The organism is Variovorax sp. GW823-FHT04F07 (assembly GCF_058795995.1).
The window spans coordinates 986,644-1,012,418 of record NZ_JBXAIG010000002.1; the positions used below are offsets into that span (position 1 = coordinate 986,644).

At 69.0% G+C, this 25,775-nt stretch carries 31 protein-coding genes; 17 read left to right on the top strand and 14 right to left on the bottom strand.

Going from position 1 to position 25,775, the window contains the following annotated elements; all coding sequences use genetic code 11:
• The first annotated feature begins 91 nt into the window (after positions 1-91).
• Positions 92-1,771: a SulP family inorganic anion transporter gene (locus AC1RAA_RS13765; RefSeq protein WP_062477119.1), complete on the top strand. Its 1,680-nt coding sequence runs from the start codon at positions 92-94 to the stop codon at positions 1,769-1,771.
• 3 nt (positions 1,772-1,774) lie between these two features.
• Here AC1RAA_RS13765 and AC1RAA_RS13770 read toward each other — a convergent pair whose 3' ends face one another.
• Positions 1,775-2,278 carry a hypothetical protein gene (locus AC1RAA_RS13770; RefSeq protein ID WP_062477116.1) on the bottom strand — a complete coding sequence of 168 codons (504 nt, stop codon included), beginning with the start codon at positions 2,276-2,278 and terminating at the stop codon, positions 1,775-1,777.
• Between the two features lie 39 nt (positions 2,279-2,317).
• On the opposite strand from AC1RAA_RS13770, the gene AC1RAA_RS13775 reads away from it, so the two are divergent.
• The 7 genes from AC1RAA_RS13775 (at position 2,318) to AC1RAA_RS13805 (ending at position 7,909) form a co-directional block, all read left to right on the top strand.
• On the top strand, positions 2,318-2,524 hold the full coding sequence (locus AC1RAA_RS13775) for a DUF3460 family protein (RefSeq protein WP_062477114.1): 207 nt from the start codon (positions 2,318-2,320) through the stop codon (positions 2,522-2,524).
• A 68-nt stretch (positions 2,525-2,592) separates the two neighbouring features.
• Positions 2,593-3,429: a segregation and condensation protein A gene (locus AC1RAA_RS13780; RefSeq protein ID WP_056578351.1), complete on the top strand. Its 837-nt coding sequence runs from the start codon at positions 2,593-2,595 to the stop codon at positions 3,427-3,429.
• Positions 3,430-3,449: 20 nt separating this feature from the next.
• Entirely contained in the window at positions 3,450-5,033 is a 1,584-nt protein-coding gene (gene nadB / locus AC1RAA_RS13785; protein ID WP_062477111.1) for an L-aspartate oxidase, read from the top strand.
• A gap of 72 nt (positions 5,034-5,105) precedes the next feature.
• Entirely contained in the window at positions 5,106-6,011 is a 906-nt protein-coding gene (panB, locus tag AC1RAA_RS13790) for a 3-methyl-2-oxobutanoate hydroxymethyltransferase (RefSeq protein ID WP_492728711.1), read from the top strand.
• A 19-nt stretch (positions 6,012-6,030) separates the two neighbouring features.
• Positions 6,031-6,873, top strand: coding sequence for a pantoate--beta-alanine ligase (gene panC / locus AC1RAA_RS13795; RefSeq protein ID WP_492728709.1), 843 nt, complete (start codon positions 6,031-6,033; stop codon positions 6,871-6,873).
• A complete protein-coding gene (queE, locus tag AC1RAA_RS13800) occupies positions 6,870-7,508 on the top strand; it encodes a 7-carboxy-7-deazaguanine synthase (RefSeq protein WP_492728706.1) in 639 nt (212 codons plus the stop codon). The genes panC and queE overlap by 4 nt, the downstream gene beginning before the upstream one ends.
• A 38-nt stretch (positions 7,509-7,546) precedes the next feature.
• Positions 7,547-7,909, top strand: coding sequence for a 6-carboxytetrahydropterin synthase (locus tag AC1RAA_RS13805; protein ID WP_062477101.1), 363 nt, complete (start codon positions 7,547-7,549; stop codon positions 7,907-7,909).
• Between the two features lie 7 nt (positions 7,910-7,916).
• Here AC1RAA_RS13805 and nadA read toward each other — a convergent pair whose 3' ends face one another.
• The 6 genes from nadA to AC1RAA_RS13835 all read right to left on the bottom strand — a co-directional run bounded on the left by nadA (position 7,917) and on the right by AC1RAA_RS13835 (position 12,267).
• The gene (gene nadA / locus AC1RAA_RS13810) at positions 7,917-9,032 is read right to left on the bottom strand and encodes a quinolinate synthase NadA (protein ID WP_492728704.1); all 1,116 of its coding nucleotides are present in this window, start codon (positions 9,030-9,032) and stop codon (positions 7,917-7,919) included.
• Between the two features lie 6 nt (positions 9,033-9,038).
• On the bottom strand, positions 9,039-9,917 hold the full coding sequence (gene nadC, locus AC1RAA_RS13815) for a carboxylating nicotinate-nucleotide diphosphorylase (RefSeq protein ID WP_492728702.1): 879 nt from the start codon (positions 9,915-9,917) through the stop codon (positions 9,039-9,041).
• 23 nt (positions 9,918-9,940) lie between these two features.
• Positions 9,941-10,981: an NAD(P)H-dependent glycerol-3-phosphate dehydrogenase gene (locus AC1RAA_RS13820; RefSeq protein WP_492728700.1), complete on the bottom strand. Its 1,041-nt coding sequence runs from the start codon at positions 10,979-10,981 to the stop codon at positions 9,941-9,943.
• Between the two features lie 28 nt (positions 10,982-11,009).
• On the bottom strand, positions 11,010-11,474 hold the full coding sequence (gene secB / locus AC1RAA_RS13825; RefSeq protein WP_056578332.1) for a protein-export chaperone SecB: 465 nt from the start codon (positions 11,472-11,474) through the stop codon (positions 11,010-11,012).
• A 128-nt stretch (positions 11,475-11,602) separates the two neighbouring features.
• Complete coding sequence (gene grxC, locus AC1RAA_RS13830) at positions 11,603-11,863, bottom strand: glutaredoxin 3 (protein WP_062477087.1); 261 nt, start codon at positions 11,861-11,863, stop codon at positions 11,603-11,605.
• Positions 11,864-11,883: 20 nt separating this feature from the next.
• On the bottom strand, positions 11,884-12,267 hold the full coding sequence (locus AC1RAA_RS13835; protein ID WP_370681259.1) for a rhodanese-like domain-containing protein: 384 nt from the start codon (positions 12,265-12,267) through the stop codon (positions 11,884-11,886).
• Positions 12,268-12,372: 105 nt separating this feature from the next.
• Here AC1RAA_RS13835 and gpmA point away from each other — a divergent pair, with 105 nt between their 5' ends.
• The 3 genes from gpmA to AC1RAA_RS13850 all read left to right on the top strand — a co-directional run bounded on the left by gpmA (position 12,373) and on the right by AC1RAA_RS13850 (position 15,529).
• On the top strand, positions 12,373-13,116 hold the full coding sequence (gpmA, locus tag AC1RAA_RS13840) for a 2,3-diphosphoglycerate-dependent phosphoglycerate mutase (RefSeq protein WP_013543140.1): 744 nt from the start codon (positions 12,373-12,375) through the stop codon (positions 13,114-13,116).
• A 123-nt stretch (positions 13,117-13,239) separates the two neighbouring features.
• Positions 13,240-14,682 (top strand): S41 family peptidase, encoded by a 1,443-nt coding sequence (locus AC1RAA_RS13845; protein ID WP_062477129.1) that lies wholly within the window; start codon positions 13,240-13,242, stop codon positions 14,680-14,682.
• An 82-nt stretch (positions 14,683-14,764) separates the two neighbouring features.
• Positions 14,765-15,529, top strand: coding sequence for a HesA/MoeB/ThiF family protein (locus tag AC1RAA_RS13850; RefSeq protein ID WP_492728698.1), 765 nt, complete (start codon positions 14,765-14,767; stop codon positions 15,527-15,529).
• A gap of 28 nt (positions 15,530-15,557) precedes the next feature.
• Here the strand turns inward: AC1RAA_RS13850 and AC1RAA_RS13855 are convergent, their stop codons facing one another.
• Positions 15,558-17,579, bottom strand: coding sequence for an AsmA family protein (locus AC1RAA_RS13855; protein ID WP_492728696.1), 2,022 nt, complete (start codon positions 17,577-17,579; stop codon positions 15,558-15,560).
• A gap of 257 nt (positions 17,580-17,836) precedes the next feature.
• Here AC1RAA_RS13855 and AC1RAA_RS13860 point away from each other — a divergent pair, with 257 nt between their 5' ends.
• Entirely contained in the window at positions 17,837-18,241 is a 405-nt protein-coding gene (locus AC1RAA_RS13860) for a response regulator (RefSeq protein WP_062477080.1), read from the top strand.
• Between the two features lie 7 nt (positions 18,242-18,248).
• Here the strand turns inward: AC1RAA_RS13860 and AC1RAA_RS13865 are convergent, their stop codons facing one another.
• A complete protein-coding gene (locus AC1RAA_RS13865) occupies positions 18,249-18,881 on the bottom strand; it encodes a response regulator (protein WP_007837167.1) in 633 nt (210 codons plus the stop codon).
• A gap of 130 nt (positions 18,882-19,011) precedes the next feature.
• Between AC1RAA_RS13865 and AC1RAA_RS13870 the strand changes: the two genes are divergently transcribed.
• From AC1RAA_RS13870 to AC1RAA_RS13890, 5 genes are all read left to right on the top strand, one after another.
• The gene (locus AC1RAA_RS13870; protein WP_492728693.1) at positions 19,012-20,382 is read left to right on the top strand and encodes a CHASE3 domain-containing protein; all 1,371 of its coding nucleotides are present in this window, start codon (positions 19,012-19,014) and stop codon (positions 20,380-20,382) included.
• A gap of 204 nt (positions 20,383-20,586) precedes the next feature.
• Complete coding sequence (locus AC1RAA_RS13875) at positions 20,587-20,751, top strand: DUF1328 domain-containing protein (RefSeq protein ID WP_070063586.1); 165 nt, start codon at positions 20,587-20,589, stop codon at positions 20,749-20,751.
• 54 nt (positions 20,752-20,805) lie between these two features.
• Complete coding sequence (locus AC1RAA_RS13880) at positions 20,806-21,180, top strand: hypothetical protein (RefSeq protein WP_062477074.1); 375 nt, start codon at positions 20,806-20,808, stop codon at positions 21,178-21,180.
• A 47-nt stretch (positions 21,181-21,227) separates the two neighbouring features.
• Positions 21,228-21,611, top strand: a complete 384-nt coding sequence (locus tag AC1RAA_RS13885) for a hypothetical protein (RefSeq protein ID WP_492728690.1) — start codon at positions 21,228-21,230, stop codon at positions 21,609-21,611.
• Complete coding sequence (locus AC1RAA_RS13890; RefSeq protein ID WP_492728688.1) at positions 21,598-22,110, top strand: hypothetical protein; 513 nt, start codon at positions 21,598-21,600, stop codon at positions 22,108-22,110. Before AC1RAA_RS13885 ends, AC1RAA_RS13890 begins: the two co-directional genes overlap by 14 nt.
• Positions 22,111-22,192: 82 nt before the next feature.
• Here AC1RAA_RS13890 and AC1RAA_RS13895 read toward each other — a convergent pair whose 3' ends face one another.
• From AC1RAA_RS13895 to folE, 5 genes are all read right to left on the bottom strand, one after another.
• Positions 22,193-22,687, bottom strand: coding sequence for a BON domain-containing protein (locus AC1RAA_RS13895; protein ID WP_062477068.1), 495 nt, complete (start codon positions 22,685-22,687; stop codon positions 22,193-22,195).
• A 136-nt stretch (positions 22,688-22,823) separates the two neighbouring features.
• Complete coding sequence (locus AC1RAA_RS13900) at positions 22,824-23,648, bottom strand: DUF429 domain-containing protein (RefSeq protein WP_492728686.1); 825 nt, start codon at positions 23,646-23,648, stop codon at positions 22,824-22,826.
• A gap of 13 nt (positions 23,649-23,661) precedes the next feature.
• Entirely contained in the window at positions 23,662-24,543 is an 882-nt protein-coding gene (locus tag AC1RAA_RS13905; protein ID WP_095743930.1) for a DMT family transporter, read from the bottom strand.
• Between the two features lie 16 nt (positions 24,544-24,559).
• Positions 24,560-24,982, bottom strand: coding sequence for a BLUF domain-containing protein (locus AC1RAA_RS13910; protein WP_062477059.1), 423 nt, complete (start codon positions 24,980-24,982; stop codon positions 24,560-24,562).
• Positions 24,983-24,985: 3 nt separating this feature from the next.
• Positions 24,986-25,717 (bottom strand): GTP cyclohydrolase I, encoded by a 732-nt coding sequence (folE, locus tag AC1RAA_RS13915; protein WP_062477056.1) that lies wholly within the window; start codon positions 25,715-25,717, stop codon positions 24,986-24,988.
• Positions 25,718-25,775 lie beyond the last annotated feature (58 nt).

Here is a 25,775-nt window from a genome sequence, read left to right on the forward strand (position 1 = left end):
CTTTCAGCCTCGCCGCCGATAAGCTGACTGAAAGTACTCACCGCCGGGAAATCGCCGGGCCGCCGCGACGGCCGGGCCACAATGACCGCACATGTCGTCGCCGCTGAACCTCACCCGCTTTCGCCCCCGCCTGCTGGACACGATGGCCGGCTACGACCGGGGGCGGTTCCTGGGAGACCTCGGCGCGGGCGCCACTGTGGGCATCGTGGCGCTGCCGCTGGCCATGGCCTTTGCCATCGCCTCGGGGCTCAAGCCCGAGGCCGGCATCTGGACGGCGATCATCGCGGGCTTCCTGATCTCGCTGCTGGGCGGCTCGGCCGTGCAGATCGGCGGCCCGGCGGGCGCGTTCATCGTGATCGTCTACGGCATCGTCGAGCGCTACGGCGTGGCCAACCTGCTGATCGCCACCGCCTGCGCGGGCGTGCTGCTGTTCATGGCGGGGCTGTTCGGGCTCGGGCGGCTGGTGCGCTTCGTGCCGCTGTCGATCGTGGTGGGCTTCACCAACGGCATCGCGGTGCTGATCCTGCTGTCGCAGCTGAAAGACCTCCTGGGCCTCACGGTGGAGCGCATGCCGGCCGACGTGTTCTCGCAGCTGCACGCGATGGCGCTGCGGCTGGACACCTTCAACCCGCACGCCTTCGCGCTCGGGCTGGCCTGCGTGCTCGGGCTGTTGGCGTGGTCGCGGCTGTTTCGCGGCGACTCGGCGCTGGCGCGCGCGGTGCAGCGCGTGGGCGGACGCTGGGTGCAGACGCGCCCGGTGCAGATCGTCGGGCGCATCCCGGGGCCGATCGTCGCGCTGGTGTCGCTCACGCTGGTGTCGTGGGGCTTCGCGCTGCCGGTGGAGACCATCGGCACGCGCTTCGGCGGCATTCCCGAGGGCGTGCCGGCCTTCGCGCTGCCCGATTTCTCGTGGGAGACCGTCAAGCAGCTGGTGACGCCGACGCTGACCATCGCGCTGCTCGGCGCCATCGAGTCGCTGCTGTGCGCGCGCGTGGCCGACCAGGTCAGCGGCCAGCCGCGCCACGACCCCAACCAGGAGCTGATGGCGCAGGGCATCGCCAACCTGGTCACGCCCTTCTTCGGCGGCATGCCGGCCACGGGCACCATCGCACGCACCGTGACCAACATCCGCTCCGGTGGCAGCTCGCCCATCGCGGGCATCGTGCATGCGGTCACGCTGCTGGTCGTGGTGCTACTGGCGGCGCCGCTGGCACGCCACGTGCCGCTCGCGGTGCTGGCGGGCATCCTGGTGTTCGTGGGGCTGAACATGGGCGAATGGCGCGAGTTCACGCCCGGCCAGCTGCGCCACTTCAGCCGCCACTACCGCCTGCTGATGCTCGGCACCTTCTTCCTCACGGTGGTGTTCGACCTCACGGTGGCGGTGCAGGTGGGCATCGTGCTGGCGTGCGCGCTCTTCATCCGGCGCATGAGCGGGCTGTTCAGCGTCGAGCTGGTGACGCTGCAGCCGCCGGTGCTCACCTACCGGCTGTACGGCGCCATGTTCTTCGGCGCGGCGGCCAAGCTCGACGAAGCAGTGAACGCCGCGGAGCGCGCACCGCGCGGCATGACGCTGGTGCTCGACGCCACGCACCTGATCTACATCGATGCCACCGGCGTCGATGCGCTGCGGCAGTTGCACCGGGCGGTGCTGGCGCGCGACGGATTGCTGCGCATCGAGTCGCTGCAGCCGCAGCCGCTCGAGGTGCTGGAGCGTTCAGGCTTTGCCGAGGAATTGACGACGGGCCAGCCCGGCGCGTCGCACGGCGCGTAGCTATTACGGCGCTTCGGTGCCCCGGTCGGGCGACGACCCGCTGCGCACCACGCGCTGGTCGTCGTTCAGCGTGGCGGTGAAGACCATCGACGAATTCGGCGGCTGCACCCAGCGCCATTCCCATTCGGTCTCGCGCTTGAGCGCGTAGGGCGTGACCTTCGCCGGCTTGCCCAGCAGCTTGCGCAGGTCTTCCATCATCATGCCGGGCTGCACCTTGGCGAAGTTCTCGGGCGTGAGCACCTGGCGCAGCGCACTCATCTTGCCGTCGGCGCCGATGGTGATCATGTAGTTCTTCTGGCCCTGCGGCTGGCGGTTGAACTCCAGCACGCGGCCGTTGGGCACGTCCCAGACGTTCTCGGGTTCGCCGAAACGCGCACGCACGTCGGCCTCGGTCGAGACGCCCTCTTCGAGCTCGCTGATGCGCTGCGGATCGCAGCCCGCGAGCCCGATCAGCGCCGCCAGCAGTCCTGCCACGAGGCCGATCCGGCCCTTCTGAAATCGTTGCATGCCGTCCCCGGTAAAATTCGAGCGATAAAGGTCCAGTCTATGTCCATCTTCCGCCGCCCCCACTACACCTCCGAGATCACGAACTTCATCGAGGAGATGAAGCAAAAGAAGCCGACGCTCGAGGCCGAACAGCGCGCCGGCCGCGCCCTGCTGTGGGACAAGCACCTCGACCGCAGCCTGCTCGAGGAGTACAGCGAAGCGCGCGTGCCGATGCAGCCGTACGTCTACCAGACCCAACCCAAGTGAATGGTGCCCACCCGGCATCCCGCCGCCCAGCCTGCGCGCACAGCTATTAAGTTGATAGCAACTTCCTCATGAGCGCAGACGAGGACAACGGCACGATCGTGGCCAGCATGCCCGAGGTCGTCGACCAGGTCGCCCTGGCCCGGCTCTACGGCGAGCCGCTGTTCGCGATGCCGAAGGACCTGTACATCCCGCCCGAGGCGCTGCAGGTTTTCCTGGAGGCCTTCGAGGGCCCGCTGGACCTGTTGCTGTACCTGATCCGCAAGCAGAACTTCAACATCCTCGACATCCCGATGGCGGGCCTGACGCGGCAGTACCTGAGCTACGTCGACGAGATCCGCCAGACCAACCTCGAGCTCGCGGCCGAGTACCTGCTGATGGCCGCGATGCTGATCGAGATCAAGTCGCGCATGCTGCTGCCGCCCAAGAAGGTGGCCGACGGCGAAGAGGCCGAAGACCCGCGCGCCGAGCTGGTTCGCCGGCTCATGGAGTACGAGCAGACCAAGCTGCAGGCCGCCGCCATCAGCGCGCTGCCGACCTACGGGCGCGACTTCTGGAAGGCCCAGGTCTACATCGAGCAGTCGATCAAGCCGCGCTTTCCCGACGTCGACGTGGTCGAGCTGCGCGACGCCTGGGCCGACATCATGAAGCGCGCCAAGCTCGTGCAACACCACAAGATCTCGCGCGAAGAGCTCAACGTGCGCGAGCACATGAGCATCGTGCTGCGCCACCTGCAGGGCCAGCGCTTCGTCGAGTTCGAGAAGCTCTTCGACGTCTCGCGCGGCGTGCCGGTGCTGATCGTCACCTTCATCGCGATGCTCGAGCTCGCGAAGGAGACGCTGATCGACATCACGCAGGCCGAGGCCTTCGCCCCTATTTACGTCCGACTGGCCTACTCGCCGGCCTGACCCAACCGGTTCCCACCCCTGTGACTTCCGCCGTTCGCGACTTCGATGTCCTCATTGTCGGCAGCGGCCTCGCAGGCCTCTCCGCCGCGCTGCACCTGGCCCCCACGCACCGCGTGGCCGTGCTCACCAAGCGCGCGCTGAACGACGGCTCCAGCGCCTGGGCCCAGGGCGGCATCGCGGCCGTGCTGGCGGCGGGCGACAGCTTCGACGCCCACGTGGAAGACACGCTGGTGGCCGGCGCCGGCCTGTGCGACCCCGAGGCCACGCGCTTCGTGGTCGAAGGCGCGCCGCAGGCCATCGGCTGGCTGCGCGAACTGGGCGTGCCCTTCTCGGAAGAAGGCGGCGACCTGCACCTGACGCGCGAAGGCGGCCACAGCCAGCGCCGCATCGTGCACGTGACCGACGCCACCGGCGCGGCCGTGCAGCAGGTGCTGATCGAGCGCGTGCGCCGCACGCCGAACATCACGCTGTTCGAGCACCACACCTTGGTCGACCTGGTCACCGGCACCAAGCTCGGGCTGGCCGACCCGTCCTGCCAGGGCCTGTACGCGCTGGACGACGAGACCGACGAGGTGCTGGCCTTCCGCGCGCCGCACACCATCCTGGCCACGGGCGGCGCGGGCAAGGTGTACCTGTACACCACCAACCCCGACACCGCCACCGGCGACGGCATTGCCGCCGCCTGGCGCGCGGGCTGCCGGGTGTCGAACCTGGAGTTCATCCAGTTCCACCCGACCTGCCTGTACCACCCGCATGCCAAGTCGTTCCTGATCAGCGAAGCGGTGCGCGGCGAAGGCGGCTTGCTCAAATTGCCCGACGGCACGCGCTTCATGCCGAAGCACGACGAGCGCGCCGAACTGGCGCCGCGCGACGTGGTGGCCCGCGCCATCGACTTCGAGATGAAGAAGCACGGCCTGGACTGCGTGTACCTCGACATCTCGCACCAGCCGCCCGCGTTCCTGAAGGAACACTTCCCCAACATCCTGGCACGCTGCCTGGAGCTGGGCATCGACATCACGCGCGAGCCGATTCCCGTGGTGCCCGCCGCGCACTACACCTGCGGCGGCGTGCTCAGCGACCTGGCCGGACGCACCGACATCCCGGGCCTGTACGCCATCGGCGAAACCGCCTGCACCGGCCTGCACGGCGCCAACCGGCTGGCCAGCAACTCGCTGGTCGAGTGCATGGTGTTCGCGCGCGCCGCGGCCGACGCCATCGCGCAGGCGCCGTCGCGCGAGCGCGCCGCGCTGCCCGCCTGGGACGAAAGCCGCGTCACCGACGCCGACGAAGCCGTGGTCATCTCCCACAACTGGGACGAGCTGCGCCGCTTCATGTGGGATTACGTCGGCATCGTGCGCACCAACAAGCGCCTGGAGCGTGCGAGCCACCGCATCGCGCTGCTGCAGGCCGAGATCCAGGAGTTCTACGCGAACTTCCACGTCACGCGCGACCTGCTCGAACTGCGCAACCTGGTGCAGGTGGCCGAGCTGATCGTGCGTTCCGCGCAGGCCCGCCACGAGAGCCGTGGCCTGCATTTCAGTCGCGATTACCCTTCGCTGGCCGAGCCCACCGCACCCACCGTGCTGGTGCCGCCGGTCGACTGAGCCCACCCTTCGTCACCTTTCGATCACCCTCAGGATGCCCGGCCACCGACGCCCGCAGGGAGAAAGCCAACCATGTCGAACACCCCTACCTCACCCACCCCACCGTCCGAAGCCCCGCCCGCCTCGCCCTACGGCACGCTGCCGCCCGCCTCGCCCCTGGCGCAGCGCAAGCCCGTGAGCCTGCCGCGGCTGGCCGACATGCATGCGCGCGGCGAGAAGATCGCCATGCTCACCGCCTACGACGCCACCTTCGCGGCCATGGCCGACGCGGCCGGCATCGACTGCCTGCTGGTCGGCGACTCGCTGGGCATGGTCTGCCAGGGCCTGAACAGCACCGTGGGCGTGAGCCTGGAAGCGATGCGCTATCACACCGACAGCGTCTCGCGCGGCCTGCGCCGCGTGCAGGGCACGACCTGGCTCATCGCCGACCTGCCCTTCGGCAGCTACCAGGAGTCGCGCGAACAGGCTCTGGCCAGCGCCACCGTGCTGATGCAGGCCGGTGCGCACATGGTCAAGCTCGAAGGCGGCGGCTGGACCACCGAAACGGTGCGCTTCCTGGTCGAGCGCGGCATTCCCGTGTGCGCCCACCTGGGCCTGACGCCGCAGACCGTGCATGCGCTCGGCGGCTACCGCGTGCAGGGCAAGGGCGACACCGCTGGCGCGCTGCTCAAGCAGCAGGCCCACGCGCTGCAGGACGCGGGCGCCGCCATGCTGGTGCTCGAGATGGTGCCGGCCGCGCTGGCCGCCGAACTCACCACGGAGCTGAAACACTGCGCCACCATCGGCATCGGCGCCGGCAAGGGCACCGCGGGCCAGGTGCTCGTGCTGCACGACATGCTGGGCATCAACCTCGGGAAGATGCCGAAGTTCGTGCGCAACTTCATGGCCGACGCGCCGGGCGTGCTGCCCGCGCTGCAGGCCTACGTGCAGGCCGTGAAGAACGGCAGCTTCCCCGACGACCGCCTCCACGCCTGGTAAGCACAGAAGGACACCGACCATGTACATCGCCAAGACCATCGACGAACTGCGCCAGCACCTATCTTCCAGCCAGCGTCCCGCCTTCGTGCCCACCATGGGCAACCTGCACGAGGGCCACCTCGCGCTCGTGCGCCAGGCCAAGCCGCTGGGCGACGCCACCGTGGCCAGCATCTTCGTGAACCGCCTGCAGTTCCTGCCGCACGAAGACTTCGACACCTACCCGCGCACCTGGGACAGCGACTGCGAGAAGCTGCGCGCCGCCGGCTGCGACGTGCTGTTCGCGCCCGACGAGAAGGCACTCTACCCCGAGCCCCAGACCTGCAAGGTGCATCCCGACCCGGCGCTGGCCGACCTGCTCGAAGGGCACTTTCGCCCCGGCTTCTTCATCGGCGTGTGCACGGTGGTGATGAAGCTGTTCCAGTGCGTGCAGCCGCGCGTGGCCGTGTTCGGCAAGAAGGACTACCAACAGCTCATGATGATCCGCCACATGGTGCGGCAGTTCGCGCTGCCCATCGAGATCGTGGGCGGCGAGACCTTCCGCGCCGACGACGGCCTGGCGCTCTCGTCGCGCAACGGCTACCTGAGCGCCACCGAGCGCGCCGAGGCCGTGCAGCTGTCGAAGGCGCTGCGAGACATGGCAGAAGCCGTGCGCGCCGGCGAGCGCGACGTGGTCGCCCTCGAGGCGCGCGCCATGCAGTCGCTCGCGCAGCGCGGCTGGCAGCCCGACTACGTGGTGCTGCGCCGCCGCGCCGACCTGCAGGCGCCACAACCCGGCGATGCGCTCGTGGCCCTGGCCGCCGCGCGGCTGGGCAGCACGCGGCTCATCGACAACCTCGAAATCGACACCCCGCTCGCGACATGACTTACAGCGTCAAGGAAATCTTCTACACGCTGCAGGGCGAAGGCGGCCAGGCCGGCATGCCGGCCGTGTTCTGCCGCTTCGCCGGCTGCAACCTCTGGACCGGCCGCGAGGAAGACCGCGACACGGCTGTCTGCCGTTTCTGCGACACCGACTTCGTCGGCACCGACGGCACGCTGGGCGGCAAGTTCAAGAACGCCGACCTGCTCGCCGACACCATCGCCGCGCAATGGCCCGCCGGCGACACCGCGCACCGGCTGGTCGTGCTCACCGGCGGCGAGCCGCTGCTGCAGGTCGATGCGGCGCTGGTCGACGCGCTGCACGCGCGGCACTTCCGCATCGCGGTCGAGAGCAACGGCACGGTCACCGCGCCCGCGGGCATCGACTGGCTGTGCATCAGCCCCAAGGCCGGCGCGCCCTGGGTGCAGCAGCGCGGCCAGGAGCTGAAGCTGGTGTGGCCGCAGGCCGGCATCGACCTCGATGCGATGGCACGCACGGGCGAATTCACGCACCGCTTCCTGCAGCCGATGGACGGGCCCGACCGGCTCGCCAACACCGAGCTGTGCATCGCCGAATGCATGAAGCAGCCGGTGTGGCGCCTGAGCGTGCAGACCCACAAGATCACGGGCATCCGCTGACGCGCGGCCCCTTTATTTCCGAGTTTCTTTTTTTGACGATGCGCTTCACCATCAGCCAACGCTTCTTCTTCGACGCCGCCCACACGCTCAAACGCGAGATCGAGGTCGAAGGCAGCCGCCGCATTCACGGCCACACCTACCACGCGGAGGTGTGGCTGGCAGGCGAGCGCGACCCGGTGACGGGCATGGTGATCGACCTGGGCCTGCTGCGCCGCCGGCTCGAAGACGTGCGCGAGCAGCTCGACCACCACCTGCTGGACGACGTGCCGGGGCTGCATCCGCCGACCCTGGAGAACCTGTGCGTGTTCATCGCCGACGCACTGCCCGACCTGCGGCCGTCGCTGGCGCGCGTGCGCGTGTGGCGCGAGGCGCTCGGCGACAGCTGTACGGTGGAGTTCTAGCCGCCGGTCAGGCGGCGCCGATGCCGGCCACCAGGCTGCCCGGCGCCTGGCCGTTCTTCAGCCCGGCGGTGAACGCCAGCATGCGGTCGATCGGCACGCGCGCGCGCACGCCCAGTGCCGGGTCGACGTGGATCTCGCCCGCGCCGGTCTCCAGCGCGTTCGCCAGTTCCACGAGCCCGTTCATCGCCATCCACGGGCAGTGCGCGCAGCTCTTGCAGGTGCCGCCGTTGCCCGCCGTGGGCGCTTCGATGAAGGTCTTGCCGGGGTTCAGCGTGCGCAGCTTGTGCAGCATGCCGGTGTCGGTTGCGACGATGAACTCGGTCGCGTCGAAGCGCTGCGCCGCGTTCAGGATGGCCGAGGTGGAGCCCACCGCGTGCGCGAGCGCGATCACGTCCGAGGGCGACTCGGGGTGCACCAGCACCTTGGCCTTCGGGTGCTCCTTCATGAGCAGCTCGAGTTCGAGCGCCTTGAATTCGTCGTGCACGATGCAGGCGCCGTTCCAGCTGACCATGTCGGCGCCGGTCTGGCGGCGGATGTAGTCGCCCAGGTGGCGGTCGGGGCCCCAGAGGATCTTCTGGCCGGCCGCGTGCAGCGCGTTCACCACGTCAAGCGCGCAGCTGGAGGTGACGAGCCAGTCGGCGCGCGCCTTCACGGCCGCGCTGGTGTTGGCGTAGACCACCACGGTGCGGTCGGGATGCTGGTCGCAGAAGGCGCTGAATTCGTCGACCGGGCAGCCCAGGTCGAGCGAGCAGTTGGCGTCCAGGTCGGGCATCAGCACGCGCTTTTCGGGCGAAAGGATCTTCGAGGTCTCGCCCATGAAGCGCACGCCCGACACCACCAGCGTGGTGGCGGCATGGTCGCGGCCGAAGCGCGCCATCTCGAGCGAATCGCTCACGATGCCGCCGGTTTCCTCGGCCAAATCTTGCAGGTCGGGGTGCACGTAGAAGTGCGACACCATCACCGCGTTGCGCTCGCGCAGCAGGCGGCGGATGCGCTCCTTCAGCGCGACGCGCTCGTCGGGCGAAGGCTCGGGGGGCACGCGGGCCCAGGCGTGGCGCGTGTCGCAGACCGCGCCTTGCGCGGGCTGTTCGTAGTCGACATCGATGACGGAAGCGGTCGTCATGGCGGTTCAGTGGGTCAGGAAGCGCATCGAGTAGTCGATGGCCTTCACGTCCTTGGTCAACGCGCCGATCGAGATCCGGTCGACACCGGTCTCGGCCAGGGCGCGCAGGCCGTCGAGCGTGACGCCGCCCGAAATCTCGAGCACGGCCTTGCGATCGTCGCCCACGGCGTCGTTCAGGCGCACGGCCTCGCGCAGCGTGGGCAGGTCCATGTTGTCGAGCAGCACCATGCGGGCGCCGGCGTCCAGCGCTTCCTGCAGCTGGGCCAGGGTCTCGACCTCGACCTCGACAAAAGCGGCCTGCGCGGCCACGGGCGCCACCGCACGCAAGGCGGCGGCCACGCCACCGGCCGCGGCGATGTGGTTTTCCTTGATGAGCACCGCGTCGTACAGGCCGATGCGGTGGTTCAGCCCGCCGCCGGTGCGCACCGCGTACTTCTGCGCCAGGCGCAGGCCCGGCAGGGTCTTGCGGGTGTCGACGATGCGGGCACGGGTGCCCTTCACGGCGTCTGCGTACAGCGCGGTCTTGGTGGCGACGGCGCTCAGCAGCTGCAGGAAGTTGAGCGCGGTGCGCTCGGCCGTCAGCAGCGCGCGGGCGCCGCCTTCGATTTCGAGCACGGGCTGGTCGGCGGCGCAGCGCTGGCCCTCGCCGCACAGCCAGGTGATGCGCGCCTGTGGATCGAGCCGCCGCACAGTGGCCTCGACCCAGGGCGCGCCGCACACCACGGAGGTTTCGCGCGCGAGCACGCGGGCATGGGCGGTGCGGGAGGCGTCGACCAGCGAGGCGGTCAGGTCGCCGTCGGCGACGTCTTCCTGCAGGGCGCGGGCGACGTCGGACTCGGCCAGCGCGGCGACGGCCGACGCCGAGAAATCAAAGCGAGGGCTCATGTCTCTGGAATCTCTAATCTTCTTCAGGAGGAATGGCGCGAGGCCGGGCCGGCGGGCGGCTGCACCGACTCGGGCACCGGGTCGCGCCCGGTCAGCGCCGCGACGGCGTCGCGCGGGCTCACCTGGCCATCGAGCAGCGCGACCACGCCTTCGGCGATGGGCATCTCGATGCCCAGGCCGCGCGCGCGCTGCACCACGGTGCGGGCGCAGTACACGCCCTCGGCCACGTGGCCCAGCGAATCGACGGCCTGCGCGAGCGTGCGGCCCTGGGCCAGCAGCAGCCCGACCTTGCGGTTGCGCGACAGGTCGCCGGTGGCGGTCAGCACGAGGTCGCCCAGGCCCGACAGGCCCATGAAGGTGTCGGCGCGGGCGCCGAGCGCCAGGCCGAAACGGGTCATTTCGGCCAGGCCGCGGGTGATCAGCGCCGCGCGGGCGTTGAGCCCGAGCGCGAGGCCGTCGCACAGCCCGGTGGCGATGGCGAGCACGTTCTTGACGGCACCGCCGACTTCGACGCCGACGATGTCGTCGTTGGCGTATACGCGCAGGGCCGGGCCGTGGAAGGCGTCGACCAGCGCATCGCGCACGCCGGCGTGCGGGCTGGCGGCCACCAGCGCGGTCGGACGCCCTTCGGCGACCTCCTGCGCAAAGCTGGGGCCGCTGAGCACGCCCGCCTTCAGTTCGGGGGCGACCTGGGCCCAGATCTCGTGGGCGAGCAGGCCGTAGGTGGTGGGAGAGGCATCGAGCGCGGGCTCGACGCCCTTGCACAGCCACGCCACCTGGGCGGTGGTGCCGCGCAGGGCGATCAGCTGCTCGCGCAGGGCGGCCATGGGCGTGGCCACGATGACGAGGTCGGCCCCGGCCTGCGCCTGGGCGATGTCGCCCGCGCGCACGGTCAGCGAGGCCGGCAGGGCCAGCCCGGGAAGGTAGCGGGTGTTTTCACGCGCGGCCGACATGGCGTCGGCCTGGGCGGCGTCGCGCGCCCACAGCGTGACCTCGTGGCGGGCCGCCGCGTTGACTGCGACGGCCGTGCCCCAGGCACCGGCGCCATGAACGCAGATCTTCATCGTGCGCTGGCGGCGTCGTGCGGCCGGTTTACTGGGCCAGGGTGGGGGCAGCCTGGCCGGCGGCCTGGGCTTGCTGCTGCTCGTACATGGCCTGGAAGTTGATTTCGGCCAGGTGCACGGGCGGGAAGCCGCCGCGCTGGATCACGTCGGCCACGTTGCCGCGCAGGTACGGGTAGACGATCTGCGGGCAGGCGATGCCCAGGATCGGGCCCATCTGGTCTTCCGGCAGGTTGCGGATCTCGAAGATGCCGGCTTGCTTGGCTTCGACCAGGAACACGGTGCGGTCTTCGATCTTGGTCTGCACGGTGGCCGACACGGTGATCTCGAAGATGCCGTCGGCCACGGGCTGGGCGTCCACGCCGAGCTGGATGTCGACGGTGGGCTGCGTCTGCTCCAGCAGGATCGCGGGCGAGTTGGGTTGTTCGAGCGACAGGTCCTTGAGGTAGACGCGCTGGATCTGGAACACGGGATCTTGGGCTTGCTGGTCGGCCATGGCTGAACTTTCGAGGATCAAAACAATGCCCGCCGGGGAGAGGGTCCCGCAGCGGGCTGCAGATGAGGGAACAAACGATTATCGCCCGACGGCCCGCGCACTTTCGTGACGCCCGGCCGCGCGGAGCTTCAGGCGCCTTGCAGCAGCGGGACCAGGCCGCCGCGGCTGTCCAGGGCCATGAGGTCGTCGCAGCCGCCCACGTGGGTATCGCCGATGAAGATCTGCGGCACCGTGCGGCGCTGGGTGATCTCCATCATGGTGGTGCGGGCTTGCGGGTCGGTGTCGATGCGGATCTCTTCGATCTGCTCGACGCCTTTGGCCTTGAGGATCTGCTTTGCACGCGTGCAGTACGGGCAGACGGCGGTGGTGTACATCTTGACGGCTTGCATGCGCTCTACCTTGGGAAGAATCAGGCTTTTTCAACCGGCAGGTTGGCCTCTTTCCAGGCCTTGAGCCCGCCAGCGACGGCTTGGGCCTGCTCGTAGCCGAGCTTCTTGGCCGTGGCCACGGCGCGCTGGGCACGGGCGCCGGTGGCGCACACCAGCAGCAGCGGCACGTTCTTGTTCTTGACCGTGCTGGCCAGCTTTTCGTCCAGCAGGTTCAGGGGCACGTTCTTGGCGCCGATCATGTGGCCGGTCGCGAACTCTTCGGGTTCGCGCACGTCGACCAGCACCGCGCGTTCGCGGTTGATGAGCTGCACGGCGCCCTGGGCCGTGAGCGTGCCGCCGCCCGCACCCCGGAGCATCGGCCAGGCCAGCATGCCGCCCGAGGTGAGCGCCATCAGGATCAGCATCCAGTTCGCGGTGACGAATTCGATCAATTTCACGGGGGTTCCTTGGATGGCAAACCCGGGATTTTAGAATGCTGGTTTTCCCACGCGCTGCCAAAGGCCTCCGACATGCACAAACTGGTACTGATCCGCCACGGCGAATCGACCTGGAACCTCGAAAACCGCTTCACCGGCTGGACCGACGTCGACCTGACCGAAACCGGCGTCGAGCAGGCCAAGCAGGCCGGCCGGCTGCTCAAGGCCGAGGGCTACGACTTCGACGTGGCCTACACCAGCGTGCTCAAGCGCGCCACCCGCACCCTCTGGCACACGCTCGACGAACTCGACCGCACCTGGCTGCCCGTGGTGCACTCCTGGCGCCTGAACGAACGCCACTACGGCGGCCTGCAGGGCCTGAACAAGGCCGAAACGGCCAAGAAGTATGGCGACGAGCAGGTGCTGGTCTGGCGCCGCAGCTACAGCACCCCGCCGCCGCCGCTGGAAGCCGACGACCCGCGCAGCGAGCGCTCCGACGTGCGCTACGCCAAGCTGTCGCCCGAGCAGATCCCGCTGACCGAATGCCTGAAGGACACGGTGGCGCGCGTGCTGCCGTTCTGGAACGAGTCGATGGCCCCGGCCATCCGCACCGGCCGCCGCCTGGTCGTGGCCGCGCACGGCAATTCGATCCGCGCGCTGGTGAAGTACCTGGACGGCATCTCGGACGACGCCATCGTCGGCCTGAACATCCCGAACGGCATCCCGCTCGTGTACGAGCTGGACGACGACCTCAAGCCCCTGCGCCACTACTACCTGGGCGATGCCGCGGCCGCCGAAAAGGCCGCCGCCGCGGTGGCGTCGCAGGGCAAGGGCTGAAGACGTAAGCAAAAGAAGAAAACCCCGCCTGCCGGTTCCTCCGTGGAACCCCGGCAGGCAATTTGCTTCCAAGCTGTGTATATTGGTTCGACAGCCGTCGACATACAGGACATTTCACTCATGATGGGCCAGAAACTGAAGATCACCGGCTGGGTCGCCGCCGGCGCCGTTGCTGGCGTCCTGACCACCGTCTCGCTGCAGACGGTCGCGCGGGGTTCGCTCGCGCCGCTCCCGCTCGAGGAGTTGCAGCAGCTCGCGGCCGTCTTCGGGATGGTCAAGAGCGACTATGTCGAGGCGGTCGACGAGAAGAAACTCATCTCGGACGCCATCTCGGGCATGGTCGCCGGGCTCGATCCGCATTCGCAGTACTTCGACAAGAAGTCCTTCAAGGAATTTCGCGAGGGCACCACGGGCCGCTTCGTCGGCGTGGGCATCGAGATCTCGCAGGAAGACGGCCTCATCAAGGTCGTCTCCCCCATCGAGGGCTCGCCGGCCTTCCGCGCCGGCTTGAAGCCGAACGACCTGATCACCAAGATCGACGACACGGCCGTGCGCGGCCTGTCGCTGAACGAAGCCGTCAAGCGCATGCGCGGCGAGGCCAACACCAAGGTGCTGCTGACCATCTTCCGCAAGGACGAGAGCCGCACCTTCCCGGTCACGATCACGCGCGAGGAAATCCGTACCCAGTCGGTGCGCGGCAAGATGATCGAGCCGGGCTACGGCTGGATCCGCCTGTCGCAGTTCCAGGAGCGCACGGTCGACGACTTCGTCAAGAAGATCGAGGAGCTCTACAAGGAAGACCCGAACCTCAAGGGCCTGGTGCTCGACCTGCGCAACGACCCGGGCGGCCTGCTCGACGCGGCCGTGGCGGTGTCGGCGGCCTTCCTGCCCGAGAACGTCACGGTGGTCACCACCGACGGCCAGCTGGCCGAAAGCAAGTCGATCTACAAGGCGGCGCCCGAGTACTACCAGCGCCGTTCGGGCAGCGACCCGCTGCGCAACCTGCCGGCAGCGCTCAAGAACGTGCCGCTGGTGGTGCTGGTGAACGAAGGCTCGGCCTCGGCCAGCGAGATCGTGGCCGGCGCGCTGCAAGACCACAAGCGCGCCACCATCATGGGCAGCCAGACCTTCGGCAAGGGCTCGGTGCAGACCGTGCGCCCGCTCGGCCCGGACACCGGCCTGAAGATCACCACCGCGCGCTACTACACCCCCAGCGGCACCTCGATCCAGGCCAAGGGCATCGTGCCCAACGTGCTGGTCGACGAAAGCGCCGAGGGCAGCCCCTTCGCCGCCCTGCGCATGCGCGAGGCCGACCTCGAGAAGCACCTGGCCAGCGGCCAGGGCCCCGAGGTCAAAGACCCCGAGCGTGAAAAGGCCCGCGACGAAGCCCGCAAGCGCCTCGAGGAAGAAGCCAAGAAGCCGCCGCAGGACCGCAAGGTGCCCGAGTTCGGCACCGACAAGGACTTCCCGCTGGTGCAGGCGCTCAACCGCCTGAAGGGCCAGCCGGTGCTCGTCAGCAAGACGCAGGTCATCGTCGACAACAAGGACGAGAAGAAGGAAAACTGATCCCGGCGAGCGGGCCGCACGCACCGTGCGGTTCGCGCCTCCGGCGTCCCCCCCCCCCCCGCACAGGCCCAGGCAGGCGCGCATGGACGATCACGACCTGCTGCGCTATTCGCGGCACATCCTCCTCGAAGAATTCGGCATCGACGGCCAGGCGCGCGTCAGTGCCGGGCGGGTGCTCGTCATCGGCGCCGGCGGGCTGGGCTCGCCGGTGGCCCTGTACCTCGCGGCAGCGGGGGTCGGCCACATCGTGCTGGTCGACGACGACGAGGTCGATCTCACCAACCTCCAGCGGCAGGTCGCCCACACGCATGCGCGGGTGGGCCAGTCCAAGGTCGCATCCGCCGCGCAGGCCATGCGCGACATCAACCCCGGCATCGCCATCGAAACCCACGCCGTGCGCGCCGACGAGGCGCTGCTGTCGCGGCTCGTGGCTGAGGCCGACGTGGTGGTCGACTGCTGCGACAACTTCGCCACCCGGCAGGCCGTGAACCGCGCCTGCGTGGCGCACGCCAGGCCGCTGGTGGCGGGCGCGGCGATCCGTTTCGACGGCCAGCTGAGCGTGTACGACACGCGCGACGCCACCTGCCCCTGCTACGCCTGCCTGTTCCCGCCCGAGGCCAGCTTCGAGGAAACGCGCTGCGCGGTGCTCGGCGTGTTCGGCCCGGTGGTCGGCACCATCGGCACGCTGCAGGCCAGCGAGACGCTCAAGCTGCTGGCCGGCATCGGGCCGTCGCTGGCGGGCAAGCTGCTGATGTTCGATGGGCGCAGCACCAGCTTCGACACGCTGCGCGTCTCGCGCGACCCGCACTGCAGCGTCTGCGCGCAGCGGCCCCAGGCCGGCGCCTGAGCGCCTGCCAGCCCTCTTCTTTCCCTCATTAAGGCTGGCGTGCGCCCTTGGCCCGCGCGGCGCCGCGTGACGCCGCCCCGGCCGTGGGCCGGTTCGCCACCGCCAGCACGCCCGTGCAGTCGGCGTTCTCGCCGGGGCCGGTCTCGATGGTCGCGGCCAGCGCCAGCAGCGGGTTGATGGCGCCCAGCGCCAGCGCCGCCAGGCCACGGCCGGCCAGCGGCCCGATCTCGACGCCGCCCTTGGGCGCACCGAAGGTGCCGCTCACGACCAATGGCGTACGCAGCGACAGGAAGCTGGCGCTCTTGGGCTCGGGGCGGATCACGAAGTCCAGCGACTCGGTCGCGAGGTTGGCCTGGCCGGTGGCGGTAAAGACGGCGTTGGTGGTGTCCAGCACCAGCGTGCGCCCGTTCATCACGCCCTTGTTCACGTCGAAGGCCAGCGCCGCGCAGCGCAGCTCGACGTCGCGGTCGCCGCGCAGCAGGAACTTCAGGATGTCGCCGCCCACCAGCGTCGCGAACACGGGCATCAGGTTGCCGAACTGGCCGCGCCCCGACAGCACCGCCATGTCGCCCGACGCGCCGCCGAGCCAGCTGGCTACCGAATTGCCGGCGCCCGACAGGTTGATGCGCCCGTCGAGCCGGCCGACGCTGTTGCCCGAGTTCTCGAGCTTGGGAATGAGCCGGGCCAGCCGCAGGCCGCGCACGTCGAGCGAGGCGCGGATGTCGGCCGGCGTCTTCGTGGCGTCGATGCGGATCGCGCCCACGAGCTTGCCGTTGGCCACGCCCAGGTCCAGCGGGTCGAGCGACAGCACGCCGTCGGTCAGCCGGATCTTGACGCTGCCGCGGTCCAGCGGCACTTCGCGCACGTTGCGGATGCGCTCGGCCGTGTAGGCCACATCGGCGTTCATGGCGTGCAGCCGACCGAAGTCGAAGGGCGTGGTGGGCAGCACCTTGCCGCCGGGCGGTCGCTTGGGCTGGGCCGAGGCGACCGGCGCCACGCCCTCCACCGCGTTGGCGGAACGCGCCGTGGGCGGCAGGCCGATCAGCGGGCCGAGGTCGTCCATGTCCATGACGCGCGATCGCAGCGTACCCGACAGGCGCGGCACCTTGCCGGCCTGGTCGAAGGCCATGTCGCCGCCGATGTCCGACAGGCCCAGCCGGCCGTTGAGCCCCGCCGCCTCCCAGAGCTTGCCGCGCTTGCGCAGCCCGCCGCTCAGCGCATAAGGCGGGGTCTGCGGCAGCACGATGCCCAGCAGCGGGTACAGCGCGCTCAGCGTCTGGCCCTTGATCTGGAACGTGGCGTCGATGCCGTCGAAGCCCGCGAGCTGGGCCACCGTGCCATTGGCCTTGAGCCGGGTCTGGCCGGCGGCGGCGTTGATCTCCAGCGGGAACGGCGGCGCACCCGCGGCGTTGATCTGCAGCACGTTGCCGGTGCGCCCGTCGGCCGTGAGCGGCTGGCCCTTGTAGCGGCCCTTGATCCGGTAGTGCAGCGGCAGCTCGCCGCGGTTGCTGTCGTAGTCCAGATCGGCGTGCACGTCGACGCCCAGGTGCTGGGCCAGAAAGTCGACGGCGCCCTTGTCGACCTGGATCAGGCCGATGGTGGGCACGGTGCCGGTGTCGGAGGTGTCCTTGCCGAAGGCCCAGGTGCGGCGCCCATCGGATTCCATCTGCAAGCCGACGGTGGGCGCGGTCAGCGCCAGGCTCGGAATGACCACCCGCTTGTCGATCAGCGGCCACAGGCGGATCTCGAAGCTCGCGCGCTCGGCCTTCACCAGGTAGGGATCGCGCGCCCAGTCGGGGTTGGCGAATTCAATGCCATCGAAGTGGATGGTGGCGGCCTTCCAGCCCAGGTCCACGTCGAGCCGGCGGGTGATCTCGAACTTGCGCCCGGTCTTCTCGCTCACGAAGCGGTTGAGCGGCTCGCGCAGCGTGTCCCACGGGAAGAAGGCCACGAGGAGCGCGAAGGCGGTCAGCAGGACGGCGACCAGCAGCACGAAGGCCGCCAGCAGCTTCTGCCAGCGCGGCCGGGTGCGAAGGGATTGGGTTGCCATGGTCGATTCTTACCCGGATGCGCGCCCGAACCGGGTCGGCGGCGGGCCGCAGACCCCGTGCGGCTTGGCCTACGGGCGGGCGCGAGGCGGCGTGGAGACAGCCGCCTGCACATGCGTCAGAACCCGCCTACAACGCGCGGCCCTTGAACCCTGCATGATCCGCTGCGGGAAAGCCTCAATGTCCATGGGCAGGCTCTCTCCTCCGCAGGGCGCTTGGACACGAGCACCTGCCCACCTCAGAGGAAGCGCGGTTCGGCATGGATTCCAGATTGCAGACCTACGTTGTCGAAGACAACCCCACGATCCGTGAAAACCTCATCGGCACTCTGGAAGAGCTCACCTGCACCACGGTCGTGGGCTTTGCGGAAACCGAGCAGCACGCGCGCGACTGGCTGCACGACCATGCCGACGAGTGGCACCTGGCCATCGTCGATCTCTTTCTCAAGCAGGGGAGTGGCCTGGGCATCCTTCAGGCCTGCCAGTCGCGCAAGCCCGGCCAGAAGGTGGTGGTGCTCAGCAACTATGCGACGCCCGACATCCGGCGCCGCTGCGCCGAGTTCGGGGTCGACGCGGTGTTCGACAAGTCGAACGAGATCGACGCACTGGTCGACTTCTGCATCCGCCAGGCCGCCGCGCTGCGGTCCGCACCCGGCGATGCCTAGACGCAGCTCAATCGATGAGCTTGTTCTTCAGCGCGTAGTAGGTCAGGTCGCTGTTGGAGGACAGGTTCATCTTCTCCATCAGCCGCGTGCGGTAGGTGCTCACCGTCTTCACCGACAGCGACAGCGTCTTGGCGATGTCGCCGGCGGTCTCGCCCTTGGCCAGCTTCAGGAAGACCTGGAACTCGCGCTCCGAGAGCTGCTCGTGCGGCGCGGCGTCGTCCTTGCGGTCGAGCTGGCGGGCCAGCAGTTCGGCCACAGCGGGCGTGATGTAGCGCCGGCCCAGCGAGATGGTGCGAATGGCGTTCACGATCTCGATCGGATCGCACTCCTTGTTGAGGTAGCCGCTGGCGCCCTGACGGATCAGGTTCATCGCGTAGTGCTCCTCGGGGTAGCCGCTGAGGATCAGGATGCCCACGTCCGGCGCCTTGGCGCGGATCATGGCGAGTGCATCGATACCACTTTGTCCCGGCATGGAGAGATCCATCACCAGCACGTCCAGTTCGGTGGTGCGTACCAGCTCGATGGCTTCACGGCCGCTCGCTGCCTCGCCCGCCACGCGCAGGTCCACGTGCTCGGAGAAGAACTGCCGGAGGCCCGATCGCACGATGGCGTGGTCGTCCACAATTCCAATTTTGATCATCTGTTACTTTCGTCGTTGTGCCGCAGCTTTGGAAGCCGCAGCATGCCGGTCCCTGATTGTTATCAATTATTCACGAAGTTGCATTGAATGCGACCCTAAGGGTGTCATGCACTGGTTAGCCCCCCAAAAAATGGCCGTGAGCCTGTTGCTCGCGGCGCTGGCCGCACTGGCCCTCGTGGGCATCAACGAGGCAGGATACCGGCAATCGAGCCGCGCCCTGGCGGACATCGACGAGGCGCAGCAGATCCGCGGCACGCTCAACCAGATCCTGCAGAACATGCTGGACGCCGAAACCGGCCAGCGCGGCTTCCTGCTCACGGGCGAAGCCGCCTACCGCCAGCCCTACGACATCGCGGTCAAGCAGGTGGACGGCAACCTGGCCACGCTGCGCCAGCTGTACGCCGAACGCCCGGCCGAGCGCACCCAGCTGTCCGAGCTGTCCAAGCACGTGCTGCGCAAGATCGCCGAGATGGACATGAGCGTGCGGCTGCGCCACGAGGGCAACGAGGACGCCTGGAAGTTCGTCATGACCACCGACGTCGGCCGCGAGGAGATGGAAGCCATCCGCGCCACGGCCAACGAGCTGGTGAAGACCAGCAACGCGACGCTGCAGGCCGGCCAGCTGCAGGTGATGAAGTCGCTGCAGCTGGCGCGCGTCGGCACCGGCATCGTGGCGCTCGCGGCGCTGATCGCCTTCTTCCTGTACCTGCGCCAGACGCACGCGCTGCGCTCCGTGGGCGAGCGCCAGCAGGAAGCGCTGCAACGCGAACGCAACGCGCTCGAGGACGAGGTGCGCGAGCGCACCGCCTCGCTGGCCGAGCTCGCCACCCACCTGCAGGACGTGCGCGAGACCGAGCGCGGCTACCTGGCGCGCGAACTGCACGACGAACTGGGCTCGCTGCTCACGGCCGCCAAGCTCGACGTGGCGCGGCTGAAGTCGCGCCTGGCCGACTCGCCCGACGCGATCCAGCGGCTGCAGCATCTGACCGAGCTGCTCAACAGCGGCATCGCGCTGAAGCGCCGCATCATCGAGGACCTGCGGCCTTCGTCGCTCTCCAACCTCGGGCTGGTCGCCTCGCTGGAAATCCTGGGGCGCGAGTTCGGAGAGCGCTCGGGGCTGGAGATCGAGATGGCGCTGGAACCGGTGACCATGGACGAGTCGCGCCAGCTCACGATCTACCGCATGGTGCAGGAGAGCCTGACCAACATCGGCAAGTACGCCGAGGCCAGCGAAGCCACCATCGTGCTGAAGAACTACGCCAACCACGTGATCGTGGAGGTGGCCGACAACGGCAAGGGCTTCGACGCGCAGCGCATGCGTCCGTCGACGCACGGCCTGGCGGGCATGCGCCACCGGGTCGAGGCGGCGCGCGGCAAGCTCACCATCACCTCGGCGCCCGGCCAGGGCACGCGGCTCACCGCGATGCTGCCGGTGGTGAAGCCGGCGCCGCAGGCCGGCACGACGGCGAGCCCCGACACCCCCGCGTCGCGCGGTGCCTGACGCAGGCGCTGGCATTTCTTCACGCCCCGGGCCTGCGGCGACTCGGTCGCCTCCTACGCACCCCCGCCCCGGTCGCTGACAGGGCCGATGCGGCCCTGCCCTTAAGGTGGGTCCTGTGTCATCCGGCACCGGGCCGCGTCTTCAGCGATGCGCCCGGATGCATGGTTTCAAACCACAAAGAGGGAAGCCTCGAAGGAGTTCCGCATGCTGCACTACGCCGTGGTATTTCTGGTCATCGCACTCATCGCTGCCGTGTTCGGCTTCGGTGGCATTGCCGCCAGCGCGGTGGGGATCGCCAAGGTCCTTTTCATCATCTTTGCCGTGCTCGCCATCGCCAGCTTCCTGGCCGGCTTGCTACGACGCAAGTAGCGTAGTTACGATCCACAGGCTCCCGCATTTCATCTTCCCGGAAAGGACTCTCCCATGAACACGACCAAGACCCCTTCGCAACTCGCCGACGACGTGCGCCAGACCGCCCAGGAAGCGGCCGAAACCACCCGCGCCTACGCTCAGAACGCGGTGAATGCGGCGGGCGAAAAGGTCCGCGAACTGCGCCGCGACGCCGAACCGGGTGTCGAGCAGTTGGCCGCACGCGTGCAGCAAGCCGTGCAGCGCGGCCTCGACGCCGCCTCGACCACCAGCGCCCGCGCGCACCGCCGCATCGAACAGGCCGCCGACGTGACCGGCCGCTACATCTCCGACCAGCCCGTGCGCTCGGTGCTGCTGGCCGCCGCTGCCGGCGCCGCCATCACGGCGCTGATCGTGCTGGCCAGCCGCCGCAACCGCGACGACTACTGATCCGTTGCATCGCCACTGACCGACCGACCCGCCCGACCCCCTCGCACATGCTTCATCCGATCTTCTCGACGGTGCTCGGGCACCCGGAGCTCATTGCCGATCACATCGCCAACTACGCGGCCCTTGCCCGGCAGGAGAGTGCCGTGGCGGGACGCGGCCTGGTTGCCCGACTGGTCGCGGGCGTCCTGGCCGTGGCCACCGCCGTGCTTGCCCTCGGGCTGATCGGCGTGGCCGTGCTGCTCGGCGTGCTGCACGGCAGCTTCCACTGGGTGCTGGTGGCCGTGCCTGCCGTGGCGGTGGTCATCGCGGCGATCTGCACCTGGATCGCCACCCGCCCGAGTCCGAACTACGGCTTCGACGATCTGCGCGCCCAGCTGGCCGCGGACCTCGACGCGCTGCATGCCGCCGGAGCCCGCCATGAGCAGCCCTGATCCCCGCCGCCCTGGCGCACCGCAACTCACGCCGCAACAGCGGCTGGCCCTGTCGCGCCGCGCACTCGTGCGGCAACTGAACGGCGGCGAGCCGGACGCACCGGCGCCCCATCGCGTCTTGGCTGCCGGTGACACCGACGACGATCTCGAATACGCACACACCGACGCGGGTGATGCGCCGCCCGCCTCGCCCGGGCGCCGCCACAACGTCTGGAGCGCGATGGCCCGCGGCGTGGTGCAGCGCTGGTGGCGTCGCCATCCCGCGCACGCGGCCGGCCAGCTGGCCCGCCCCCTGCTCGAACACTACGCTCGCACCGAGCCCGTCAAGCTCATGGCCGCCGCGGCCGCCACGGGCTCGCTGCTGGTGCTCGTGCGGCCCTGGCGGCTGCTCTCGGCCACGGCCGTGATCGCGGCGGTGCTCAAGACCTCTGACGTGGCCGACCTGGTCAACACGCTGCTGCAGAAGCCTGCGCGGCCGCCACGGCAAGACCCGCCCTGACGTCGCGCCAACGCGTGCCGCACGCAGACAAGAAAAAGCCCGGTCGAACCGGGCTTTTTGCTGGGCGCGGCGGAAGGGCCGCTCAGCCCTTCACTTCGAGCTGGTTGTTCACCGACTTCACGCCTTGCACGGCCTTGGCGATCTCCTCGGCGCGCGACTTGGCGGCGGCCGTCGGTGCCGGGCCCTTGAGGCTCACGGCGCCGCCCTTGGTGTCGACATCGATCTTGATCGCGCTCAGGTCCGGGTCCTTGGCCAGGCCGGCCGAGACCGAGGCGGTGATCGCGGCATCGTCGACCGTGGCGGTGACGGCGGCAGTGGCGTCCTTGGCGGCTTCCTTCACATCGGCGGTGGCGCCGGCCATGCCGGTCTTGGCGTCGGCCGCGGCCTGTTCGGTCTTGGCCTTGGCATCGGAGGCCGCTTGCTCGGTCTTGGCGACGGCGCTGTCGAGCTTTTCACCGGCGGTCTGGTTGCCCGGCTTGTCGCAGGCGGCCAGGGTCAGCGCGGCGCCGGCTGCGAGCACGGCGAGCCAGGTGCGCGAGGTGGCAAAGGGAGCGAGGGAACGGTTCGACGTTGTCATGGAAAATCCTCCTGCGGTCGGAAATGGGTGCATGGACCGGCTTGGTCCACGCCAGTCAATCTAGTCCCCGCCACCCGCGCCCGGGTGTCGCCGCAGGCCCGAAGCGCTGTAGGACAAGCAAGCGACGGCAGGCGGCTCAGGCGCTGACGATCCAGCCTTCGAGCGGGTCCATGGACCCCGGCAATCCGTAGCCCGGACCGGCGCTGCCGGCGCGCTGGCGGGCCCAGGCGGCCTGCAGCAGGCACAGCACCGCGTCGAGTTCGTCGCCCTTGGCGTCGGCGCGCAGCCCGTCGCGCTGCGCGACCGTGAGTTGGAGGCGCAGGCTGAGCCGCGTGCGCCCGGCTTCCAGCGCGGCCAGCAGGTCGGTGCGCGCGACCTCGCGTTCGGGCGACTGGCGCGCGAGGTCGTCGCTCTTGTAGCTGCGCCGGCCGATCAGCTCGCGGGCCAGCAGGCCGGGATAGGCCTCCAGCGCGATGCGCTCCTTGTGCGTGCCCGCGTGCAGGCCCGGCAAGGTGGCGCCGGCGGCGAGCAGGCGCGGCACGCCAGCGTGCAGCATGTAGGCGACGGGCGGGTTCACCCACTTCATCGACGGGCTCGATCCGGCCGGCGCATCGGTCGCACGGTGCGCGAACTTGCCGCCGACCGGACGCGCCGCGCAAAAGGCGGCGAAGGTGTCGCGGATCTCGGCGCGGCTCAGGCCGGCGTAGTGGGCGATCAGCGCGTCCCACGCGGTCGGCCACTGCAGGTGCTCGATCAATTCGCGCGGCAGGCCGAAGGGAAAGTCGAAGCCGCCGACCCAGGCGGGCGTGCTGCTGTCGAGCCACCGGCCCCAGGCGTCGAGCGTGGCGAAGCGGTGCAGGCCGGTCAGCGCGACGACGTCCGGGCCGGCCAGTTCACCGACGGCCACGACGATGGGTTTGCGGGCGGTCGGTGCGCTAGAGAAATCGCAGCCGAAGAGCATCACCCGCCTTCGGTCAACCCAGTGCGAGCGCAATCACGCCGGCCGCGATGAACAGCGCGCCCAGCAGCCGCAGCATGCGATCGCCTTCGCGCAGCAGGTGCCCGCCGATCAGCGCGGCGAACAGCATCGACACCTCGCGCGCCGGCGCGACGTGCGAGATGGGCGCCTGCTGCACCGCGTACAGCACGAGCACGTACGAGACGGGGCTGATCGCCGCCACCAACAGCGCGTACTTCCACTGCTCACGCCACATGCGTACGGTGGTCGCGCGGTCCTGCAACGCGGCGGGCAGCAGCAGCACAAGGCGCACGAAGTTGCTCATGTAGTCGAGCAGGATCGGCGACATCGCGAGGAACTTGACGGCGTAGCTGTCGGTGACCGTGTAGGCCGCGATGAAGGCGCCGGTCAGCACGCCGTAGCGCATGCCCTTTTGCACGCGCTCGCGCTGCACCGGGTCATGCTTCTTGTGAAAAAGGCGCGGGCCGCCGGCCACCAGGAACACGCCGAGCACCACGCCGAAGATGCCGGCCACGCCGACGAGGCTGATCTTCTCGCCCAGGAACAGGATCGCGACCAGCGACGACAGCAGCGGCCCCGAGCCGCGCGCCAGCGGATAGACCACCGTGAGATCGGACTTGCGGTAGCCGCGCAGCAGCACGACGTAATAGAAGACGTGCAGCACGCCGCTCAGCACGATGAAAGCCCACTCCTTCGTGCCCCAGGTCGGCACGACGCTCCAGCCTAGCGTGATGCCCACGGGCGCCCACACCACGGCCATGAACACGCCGCTCTGGAACGCGAAGCGCGAGTCACCGTTCGCCTTCTTGGCGGCGATGTTCCAGCTGGCGTGGATGACTCCAGCCAGCAGGATCAGTGCGAAAGCGGAAAGGGGCACCCCGGTCGAACCGGGATCAGTGGCGGCCGACGATGGCCGCGGTGGCCATCAGTTCTTCGAGCAGCGCGAGCGAGACCTTGCCCGAGACCTTGTACGGGTCGAGCTCGGGCTTCTCGGAGTACTTCAGCAGCGTCGAGGCGTTGAGCTTGGAGAGGTTGACCTGCCCCATCGTCCAGCCACCGAAGCGGCGCTCGGAGATTTCCTCGTAGTGCAGCAGCACCACGTCCTTGTGGCGCGGATCGCGCTGGATGTGGCCGTAGAGATCGCTGATGGCGTCGCGCCCGCCCTCGATGGCCTGCAGGAAGGTGCCGGCGCCGTAGCAGAGGATGCCCGTGATGCCGCAGGCCGGGTTGTGCGTGCGCGATTTCGCGAGGATCGCCTCGATGGCCTCGGGGCTGGTATCGACGGCGCGACTGGCGTAGAGAAGTCGGACCAGCATGGCTCAGCTCTTTCGTGGCAGGAGGGAGAGGAATTCGCGACGCAGGCTCGGGTCTTTCAGGAACACGCCGCGCATGACGGAATTGATCATCTTGCTGTCCATTTCCTTCACGCCGCGCCAGGCCATGCAGAAGTGCTCGGCCTCCATGACCAGCGCCAGGCCGTCGGGCTGCGTCTTTTCCTGGATCAGGTCGGCCAGCTGCACCACGGCTTCTTCCTGGATCTGCGGGCGGCCCATGACCCATTCGGCCAGGCGCGCGTACTTGGACAGGCCGATCACGTTGGTGTGCTCGTTGGGCATCACGCCGATCCACAGCTTGCCGATGATCGGGCAGAAGTGGTGCGAGCAGGCGCTGCGCACGGTGATCGGGCCGACGATCATCAGCTCGTTCAGGTGCTCGGCGTTGGGAAACTCGGTGAGCGGAGGTGCCGGCACGTAGCGGCCGCGGAACACCTCGTTGAGGTACATCTTGGCCACGCGGCGCGCGGTGTTGTCGGTGTTGTGATCGTTCTCGACGTCGATGACCAGGCTCTCGAGCACGCCCTTCATCTTGACCTCGACCTCGTCGAGCAGCGACTCCAGTTCGCCCGGCTGGATGAACTCGGCGATGTTGTCGTTGGCGTTGAAACGCTTGCGCGCTGCATTCAGTCGCTCGCGGATCTTGACGGAGACGGGGGTGCCCTCGTCATCGTCTTTTCGATCGGGAAGCGGTTCGACGTCGGTTTTCCTCAGCATGGCGGGGATCGTACCAGTGAATGGCCCCAGGGGATTCGGGCTGCAACGCCCGCCCCTT